The organism is Dietzia sp. CQ4 (genome assembly GCF_014145125.1).
Lineage (GTDB): Bacteria > Actinomycetota > Actinomycetes > Mycobacteriales > Mycobacteriaceae > Dietzia > Dietzia natronolimnaea.
Genome location: NZ_JAALDZ010000176.1, coordinates 1 through 8039 on the forward strand (window position 1 = coordinate 1; position 8039 = coordinate 8039).

Genomic DNA, 8039 nt, shown 5'->3' on the forward strand with positions numbered 1-8039 from the left:
CGGGCGGGAGCGGACGGCGTGCAACTCGGGACGGTCCTGCTGCGCACCCCGGAGGCGGGGACGAGCGCCCTGTACCGCGCGGCCCTGGCCGATCCACGGCTCACCGAGTCGCGGCCGACGCGCTGCTACACCGGGCGCTACGCACGCGCGCTGGTCAACGGGTTCGTGGCCGAGTTCGACGCGCTCGCCCCACCGGCCTATCCGCACCTGCACGTCCTGACCGGACCGATGCGCAGGGCCGCCACCGACTCCGGGGACGCCGAGGTCCCGCCGCTGTGGGCCGGCTCGCGATGGCGCGCCGCCGACCCCTACGCCGATCGACCGGCGGCGGAGGTCGTCGCCGAGCTCTGGGACCGCGCGGGACGGTAGCGGACCCGCGGGGCCCGGGGGCGGGCTCAGCCGGCGCGGCGCTCGGCTTCCGCCGCGATGTCCGCCAGGTCCTGCTCCATGGCCTTGCGGGTCGACCTCTCGGCGAGCCCGCCCATGACGGCCATCGCGACCCGGGAGATCGCCGGGGCGTGGGCGGTGTGGGCTGCGAACCGCATCCGCAGGGTCGATCCGGTCCCGTCGGGATGCGGGGTCACGGTGAACACCGTCTTGTACTCGGTGCCGCCGTTCTCGGCGACGATCGCGGTGGAGTGTGGAGGCTCGGCCGCGACCACCATCATCTCCTCGGTGGCCTTCATGCCGAACATCCGACGCGTCTCCCGCCACCGCAGTCCCGGCTGGTAGGGGCCGGGTGTGAGGATCTCGACCGCCAGGACACCGCTGAGGGTGCGGTGCGCTGAGGGGATGTCGGTCAGCACCGCCCAGACCGCCTCGGGGTCGGCGGCGACGTCACGGGAGAGATCGAGCTGCATGGGTTCAGGCTACCGAGGCGATCCGGCCACGGGCGCGCGGGAACCGCCGCTGCTGCCGCCGAAATGCGGAAAACCGGCCCCGCCGAAGCGGGGCCGGTCACACGCGGTGCCCGTGCCGGGCGGAACCCGGCCCGGGCGGTGCGCCGTCAGGCGCGCCGGCTCAGGAGCCGAAGTTCTCGACGAAGCCACCGAAGAAGCCGAGGACCTGGGCGATGAGGTCGGTGCCGAAGTCGGCGGCCTCGGAGCCGGTGTTGACGTTGGCGGAACCGGTGGCGATGCCGTTGATGAAGTCAGAGATCATGGTGTAGATCCTTTCGTCGTGACGGCGGTGGGCTCTCCACCGCCGGGGTCTGCGTCGTTCGGACGCTCGTTGGGTACATCCGGACGACTGGGGCCGACGTTACCCAGACGTGACGTCGAACCCCACCTGACGAGGGGTTTTGCGACCCGGGCGGCGGTAAGCCCGCGTTCATAGGGAGAGGAAGGGCGGGACTGGGAGTACTCAGGTGCGACCTATCTCACATTTCGCTCCCGGGGCCGGAACGACAGCTCCCGTCCGACCGGCCGGGGCCCCGTCGACGGGCCTAGACTCGGACGCGTGAACGCCACCCGCCCCGAGTCCCGCCCCTCCGGACCGATCCCTCTGCCCGCCGGTTTCCGCGCCCACGCGGGGGCCGCGGGTCTGCGCGAGCACGGCGACGACGTCTTCGTCGTCGTCGCCGACGGTCCCGCCGTGACCTCCTCGGCGGTCTTCACCCGCTCGCTCTTCGCCGGGCCCTCCGTGGTGCTCAGCCGCGAGAACGCCGCCGGTGGCCGGGCGCGGGGCGTGGTGGTGGTGGCGAAGAACGCCAACGTCGCCACCGGTGAGCAGGGGATGGCCGACGCGCGCGAGGTCCTGGAGCGGGCGGCCGGAGCCGTGGGGGTCGCGCCGGAGGAGTTGCTCATCGCCTCCACCGGCGTGATCGGTCGGCGCTACCCCATGCCGATCCTGCGGTCCCATCTCGAGGGGTTGGCCGGTGCCGACTTCGACGCCGACGCGGTCGCACTGGCCAGCGCGATGATGACGACGGACACCCACCCCAAGACGGCGCGGGTGGAGGTGGCGACGACGACGGGCGGCACCGCTCAGGTCGTGGGCATCGCCAAGGGGGTCGGGATGGTCGAACCGGACATGGCCACGATGATCGCCGTGATCTTCACCGACGCCGCCGTGGAGCCCGGTGTGCTGGACACCGCGTTCAGGGGTGCGGTGGACGACACGTTCAACTGCCTGTCCGTCGACACCGACACCTCCACCTCCGACACCGCGATCGTGCTGGCCAGCGGCGCGGCCGGGCCGGTGGACGAGGCCGGGATGCGGCGGGCCCTCGAGGCCGTGTGTCTGGACCTGACCCGTCAACTGGCCCGCGACGGAGAGGGGGCCACCAAGTTGCTCACCGTCGAGGTCACCGGCGCCCGCGACCGCGACCAGGCCAAGCGTGTGGCCAAGGCGATCCTCAACTCCCCACTGGTCAAGACCGCCGTCCACGGGGCGGACCCCAACTGGGGCCGGGTGGCCATGGCGATCGGCAAGTGCCACGAGGACACGGACATCGACCCGGAGCGGGTCCGCATCGTCTTCGGTGACCTCGAGACCTACCCCGCCTTCCCCGGTGAGGCCGAACTCGAGCGGCTCACCGAGATCATGCGGGCCGAGGAGGTCACGATCTCGGTCGACCTGGGCGTCGAGTCAGGCTCCGCCGACGGCGCCTGCACGGTGTACGGGTGCGACCTCTCGCGCGAGTACATCTCGATCAACGCGGACTACACGACGTGACCCCGCCTACCGGCGCGGGCGCGCCTCCGGACGCGGGCGCGGCGGAGGACCTCGAGGCGATCCGGGCGGTCTTCGCCCGCCGGCTGTACGTCATGGACACCAAGCAGTGGGACGCCTACGGGCCGTGCCACACCGAGGACGTGGTCAGCGAGTCCTGGGCGGCCGGCGGCGGGGCGCCCGAGGTGCGCGGTCGCGAGGCGCTCACCGCCGCGATCCGAGCGACCCTCGACGGCCGCGTCCCGGTGACGAGCGTGCACCACGGGCACACCCCGGTGCTGGAGCTGACGGGCCCGGACCCGGCCACCGGCGACCCCACGGCCACCGGCATCTGGGCGATGGAGGACCGGTTGTGGTGGTCGGTCGACGGCCGTGAGCACTGGCTCCACGGCTGGGGTCACTACCACGAGCGGTACCGCAGGGTGGACGGTCGGTGGTTGATCACCCACCGGCGGCTCGAGCGGATCCGGGTGGACACCGGCCACACCGACGCCTGACCCCCGCACACGTGCGTCAGCCGGCGGGGCCCGGGGGTCGGCGGGCCATCGCGAGCACGGTGTCGCGGGTGTCGTGCCACACCCGGCCGGTGATGTCGCCCCACGGGTCGTGGCCACCGGGCACCAGCGAGACACGGGCGGGGTCGCCCACCCGGCGGGCGGCCCGTACGTAGACCTCGGACTGCTCGGGCGACACCACCTCGTCGTCGCGGCCGTGGACGCACACCACCGGGACCCCGGTGGGCAGGTGCGTCACGGGCGAGGCGTCCCGGTAGCGCTGACGGCGCGTGTCGGGGCGGCCACCGAGCAGGCCGGCGACGTACTTGTCCCCGGACTCCTCGGCACGGAGCAGGTCCGCGACCCCGGCGAGGGACACACAGCCCGAGACGGGGACGGCGGGTCGCGACCCGGGCAGAGAGGACGGCAGTCGTGCCCGCCCGGCGACCCACAGCGCCAGGTGCCCGCCGGCGGAGTGCCCGGCGACCACCACCCGGCGCAGGTCCAACCGGTCGCCCACCTGCGCGGAGACCTCCACCAGGTGGTCCACGGCCCGGCACACGTCCGCGACCGTGGTGGGCCAGCCCCCTCCGGAGCCGACCCGGCGGTACTCGATGTTCCACACCGCCACGTCGAAGGAGGCCAGGTCGCGGGCCTGGTTCTCCATGTAGGCCAGGCCCAGAGAGTCCTTCCACCCGCCGCCGTGGATCAACACCACCACCGGCAGGGCCGGGTTGGCCGACTCGGGCAGGTAGAGGTCACCGAAGGTCTGACCGTCCGTGTCACCGGGCTCGCCGTAGTGCAGGCGGCGCGGTTCGGTGACCGGGACCGCACCCTCGGGCGCGACGTAGGGACGGGGAGCCACGGAGTCGGGGCTCGGGCCCGACGTCGCCACGTCCTCGCCGCCCGCCCCGAGGGCCGAGGTCAGCGCCCATCCCGCCGCCCCTCCCGCGCCCAGCGACAGGCCGATCAACACCGAACGGCGGGAGAGGTCGGTCCCGCCGCGGCGCGCCCGTCGGTCGGACACACGGCGACTGTGCGCACGACGACTGGGCATGCGGGGACTGGGCATGCGGCGGCGGGACCTCCTACGTTGTGCCCCCGGCCTCAGGCCTTGCCGGCGACGACGTCGTTCTCCGCCCCATCGTAGAAGGGGATGTATCCCTTGTCGGACGACAGGACGTAGAGCGGGTCGTCGAACTGGGAGGTGTCGAACGCCTGCTCGCGCAGCTCGGTCTTGCGGCTCTTGTAGGTGGACGTCACCTCGAGCTCCTTGGAGAGCCGGATGAACAGCGGAACCGCGTACGACGGCAACGACCTGCGCAGGTGCTCCGCGAGCGCGGCGCCGTCGAAGTCGGACTTGTCGTGCAGCCGCACGGCGGCCATGCCCGCCTTGCCGTCGGCGCCCGGCACCGGCACGCCGTAGACCACGGCCTGGTCGACCTCGTGGCGAGCGCTGACGGCCGCCTCCACCTCGGTGGTCGCCACGTTCTCGCCCTTCCAGCGGAAGGTGTCGCCCAGGCGGTCGACGAACGAGGCGTGCTTGAGGCCCTGGTCCAGCATCAGGTCGCCCGAGACGAACCAGGCGTCACCGTCACTGAAGGCGTCGCGGATGACCTTCTTCTCCGTGGCCTCCTTGTCGGTGTAGCCGTCGAAGGGCTGGGTGTCGGAGATGCCGCTGATCAGCAGGCCGATCCCGCCCTTGCCCACCTTGGTGAGCCGACCGTCCTCGCCGCGGCGGGGCTCCCCGGTGTCCGGGTCGTAGTCCACGATCGCGAAGTCCATCGGGCAGTAGCCGGTGGTCTTGGGGATGTTGAAGGCGTTGACGAACGCGATGTTGCACTCGCTGGCCGCGTAGAACTCACAGATCCGGTCGACGCCGAACCGCTGTTGGAACTCGTCCCAGATCTCGGGGCGCAACCCGTTGCCCGTCATCACCCGGATGGAATGGTCACGGTCGCCCGGACCGGGTTCCTGGTTGAGCAGGTAGCGGCAGATCTCGCCGATGTAGATGGCGGCGGTCGCCCCGGCCGCGCGGGCCTGGTCCCAGAACTTCGACGCGGAGAAGTGCTCCTCGACGGCCAGGCACGCGCCGGCGGCGAGCACGCAACCCAGGCCGACCGTGAGCGCGTTGTTGTGGTACATCGGCAGCGGACAGAGCAGGACGTCGTCCTTCTTGAGCCGCACACCCGACAGGCCGAAACCGGCGAGCGCGCGGTTCCAGCGGTAGTGGGACATGGTCGAGGCCTTGGGCAGGCCGGTCGTGCCCGAGGTGAACACGTAGTACGCGGTCTCGTTGCCCAGCGTCTCGTCCGCCTCGGGCGGGTTGGTGGCGCCGGCGTCCGCGTCCATCTTCTCCAGCTCGTCCTCGAGCCAGGTGAGATCCGAGAGCTCGTCCGGGCGGTGGCCCGCCGTGAAGTCGCGGAACGGGAGGTCGACCTCGGTCCCCACGGCGATCAGCTCACCGAGCCACTTCTCGCGGGGGATGGACCCGGCGGCCTCGGCGCACTCCGCCCCGATGAGGACGACCTTCGAGTCGATGATCTTCTGCGAGTGCTCGAGGACCTCCCCGCGCTGGTGGTGGTTGAGCAGGCCCACCGAGGCGCCCACCTTGACGGCGCCCAGGATGGCGAGCATGACCTCGGGCCGGTTGACCATGCAGATGCCGACGGTGTCGCCGCGCTCGACCCCACGGGCCTTGAGCACCCGGGCGAAGAGGTTGGCGCGCCGGTTCGCCTCCCCGTAGGTGATCTCGGAGCCCAGGAATCGCAGGAACGGGGCGTCCGGTTGGCCGGCCGCCAGTTCCTGGAACCTCCTGCCGATGGAGATCTTGTCGGTCCCGCGGGAGGAGCGGACGATCCGGAGACCACGCAGGACTGTCGGCAGATCGGAGACGAGAGAGGGCAGGCCTCCCGCCAGGTCGAACGGGGTGAGGGTCCTGGCGCCCTGGGACGCGCGGCGGGTGGTGTCTTCGGTCGTGTCGGTCACGGGTTCTCCTCTTTCGGGGTGGTGAGTGACTTGGCGGGATCTCCGGCGAGGCCGCGCCACGCGAGTTCGACGACCACTCCTGCGGCCACCGATTTGGGTATGGACCGGTGCGCGACGCGGTCGGCGACCGCCTCCCCGGCCCCGACGAGCGCGGTGGCGACCACCTCGAGCACCTCGCGGCTGCGCCCGTCCACCGAGTTCTGCGCCAGCAGATCGGTGGTCAGGTCCACCAGGACGGAGCGGGTCTTCTCGACCTCGTCGCCGAAGGCGGGTTCGGCCACGGCCTGGCGGTACACGACGTTCCACGAGTCGGCGTGGTCGTCCACGTAGTCGAGGAACGCCTCCACGACGCTCTCCAGACTGTGACGCGCACCGGTCCCACTGGTCGCCGCGGAGGTGAGGTGGTCGATGAGTCGCCCGGACTCACGGGTCACGCACGCGGAGAACAGTTCCTCCTTCGAGCCGTAGTAGAGATACAGCATCGGCTTGGAGATCCTGGCGTCCTTGGCGATGGTGTCCATCGACGCCGATCGGTAGCCGAGGTCGGAGAACACGCGGATGGCCGAGTCGAGCATCTGCTGTTCGCGGATCGCGCGTGGGATCCGTTTGGTCCCCGTCGTCACAGGACTCCTTCCGGCGGGACGTGGTGTCGTGTCCCACACCAACTTACCGGCCAGTAAGTAGTTGTGGGCGACACTACGCACGATCCACGGGGTACCGGGTGATACTCTTTCGGCGTCGGCGTGCCCCGGGGCACCGCCAGGACACCCCATTCTCGTGACCCGCAGGGAGAACTCGATGAGCTTCGGTACCGGAGCGCTCGCCAGCGCAGTCGGCGGAATCGTCCTCGGCGGCATCGTCGCCTTCGGAGCCAACTCCGCGATGGCCGAGAACTCCATCCCGGAGGTCGCTCAGCCGCCCGCCGACCAGGCCCTCCTCGGCCAGGTCGAGTACGGCGCCCGCTAGTCCCCCCTCCGCGCCGGCCGAGGTGACCCGCGGGATCCGTCTCGGTGCAGGCGCGCGTGACGCGGTCGTCGCGTTCCTCGGTTTCCTCCTCCTCGCCTGCCTGCAGTCCCCGGGTCTGGTCGTCCCGGACACCAAGTACGACCTCGTCGTCGACCCCGGACGCTTTCTCGTCCAGGCCACCCACCTGTGGACCGGACTGTCGTTCGGCGGCCAGGTCCAGAACCAGGCGTACGGGTACCTCTTCCCCCAGGGGCCGTTCTTCGCGCTGTTCGACCTGGTGGGGATGCCCGCCTGGCTGACCCAACGGCTGTGGTGGGCGGTGCTGCTGACGGTCGCCTACGTCGGCGTGGTCCGGGTCGCGGCAGCACTGCGGATCGGCACCCCCCAGACCAGGGCGGTGGCCGGGATCCTCTACGCGCTCGCCCCGCGGATGCTCGGCGACCTCGGGTCGATCTCCTCCGAGATCTGGCCCGTCGCGCTGGCACCGTGGGTGCTGCTGCCGGTGGTGCGGGTGTTGCAGGGGCGGATGTCCCCGCGCCGGGGTGGCGCCGGTGCCGCGCTGGCGCTGGCGCTGATGGGCGCGGTCAACGCGGTCGCCACCGCCGTCGCGTGCCTGCCCGCGATCCTGTGGTGGCTCATGCACCGCCCCGGACGCACGTGGGCGCGGCTGGCCGCGTGGTGGCTGCCCCTCTCGGTGGCGGTGTGCCTGTGGTGGGCTGTTCCGTTGGTGCTCCTGGGCCGGATCTCGCCTCCGTTCCTGGACTACATCGAGTCCGCCGAGGTCACCACCCGGTGGTCGTCGGCGACGGAGGTGCTGCGCGGGGCCGCGACATGGGTGCCGTTCGTGTCGACGGACCGGGTGGCCGGAGCCGCGCTCACCAGCGAGCCGGTGTTCGTCCTGGCCACCGGCGTGATGGC

Annotated in this window: 10 protein-coding genes; 5 read left to right on the forward strand and 5 right to left on the reverse strand. The window is 71.6% G+C overall.

Going from position 1 to position 8039, the window contains the following annotated elements; genetic code table 11:
- Window positions 1-369, forward strand: a 369-nt coding sequence (locus tag G6031_RS10865; protein WP_182653255.1) for a nitronate monooxygenase, incomplete at its 5' end; no start/stop codon positions are given.
- A gap of 26 nt (window positions 370-395) precedes the next feature.
- On the opposite strand, the gene G6031_RS10870 is transcribed toward G6031_RS10865, so the two are convergent.
- Both G6031_RS10870 and G6031_RS10875 read right to left on the reverse strand, forming a co-directional pair.
- The gene (locus G6031_RS10870) at window positions 396-860 is read right to left on the reverse strand and encodes an SRPBCC family protein (protein ID WP_182653256.1); all 465 of its coding nucleotides are present in this window, start codon (window positions 858-860) and stop codon (window positions 396-398) included.
- Between the two features lie 160 nt (window positions 861-1020).
- A complete protein-coding gene (locus G6031_RS10875; protein ID WP_182637356.1) occupies window positions 1021-1161 on the reverse strand; it encodes a hypothetical protein in 141 nt (46 codons plus the stop codon).
- A 297-nt stretch (window positions 1162-1458) separates the two neighbouring features.
- Here G6031_RS10875 and argJ point away from each other — a divergent pair, with 297 nt between their 5' ends.
- The gene (gene argJ, locus G6031_RS10880; protein WP_347238155.1) at window positions 1459-2676 is read left to right on the forward strand and encodes a bifunctional glutamate N-acetyltransferase/amino-acid acetyltransferase ArgJ; all 1218 of its coding nucleotides are present in this window, start codon (window positions 1459-1461) and stop codon (window positions 2674-2676) included.
- Window positions 2673-3170, forward strand: a complete 498-nt coding sequence (locus G6031_RS10885; RefSeq protein WP_182653257.1) for a nuclear transport factor 2 family protein — start codon at window positions 2673-2675, stop codon at window positions 3168-3170. Before argJ ends, G6031_RS10885 begins: the two co-directional genes overlap by 4 nt.
- Window positions 3171-3186: 16 nt before the next feature.
- Here the strand turns inward: G6031_RS10885 and G6031_RS10890 are convergent, their stop codons facing one another.
- The 3 genes from G6031_RS10890 to G6031_RS10900 all read right to left on the reverse strand — a co-directional run bounded on the left by G6031_RS10890 (window position 3187) and on the right by G6031_RS10900 (window position 6778).
- A complete protein-coding gene (locus tag G6031_RS10890; RefSeq protein WP_347238156.1) occupies window positions 3187-4194 on the reverse strand; it encodes an alpha/beta hydrolase in 1008 nt (335 codons plus the stop codon).
- An 80-nt stretch (window positions 4195-4274) separates the two neighbouring features.
- Window positions 4275-6155, reverse strand: a complete 1881-nt coding sequence (locus tag G6031_RS10895) for a long-chain-acyl-CoA synthetase (RefSeq protein WP_182638653.1) — start codon at window positions 6153-6155, stop codon at window positions 4275-4277.
- Entirely contained in the window at window positions 6152-6778 is a 627-nt protein-coding gene (locus tag G6031_RS10900; RefSeq protein ID WP_179523607.1) for a TetR/AcrR family transcriptional regulator, read from the reverse strand. Before G6031_RS10900 ends, G6031_RS10895 begins: the two co-directional genes overlap by 4 nt.
- 154 nt (window positions 6779-6932) lie before the next feature.
- On the opposite strand from G6031_RS10900, the gene G6031_RS10905 reads away from it, so the two are divergent.
- Together G6031_RS10905 and G6031_RS10910 are read left to right on the forward strand one after the other, a co-directional pair.
- Complete coding sequence (locus G6031_RS10905) at window positions 6933-7121, forward strand: DUF2613 domain-containing protein (protein ID WP_346034821.1); 189 nt, start codon at window positions 6933-6935, stop codon at window positions 7119-7121.
- Window positions 7122-7143: 22 nt separating this feature from the next.
- Window positions 7144-8039 (forward strand): alpha-(1->3)-arabinofuranosyltransferase family protein (locus G6031_RS10910; protein WP_182653258.1); only part of this gene is annotated, 896 nt, incomplete at its 3' end.

Coding starts and splice junctions, on each gene's coding strand:
- G6031_RS10870 (WP_182653256.1), bottom strand. CDS start 860: ATGCAGCTCGATCTCTCCCGTGACGTCGCCGCCGACCCCGAGGCGGTC.
- G6031_RS10875 (WP_182637356.1), bottom strand. CDS start 1,161: ATGATCTCTGACTTCATCAACGGCATCGCCACCGGTTCCGCCAACGTC.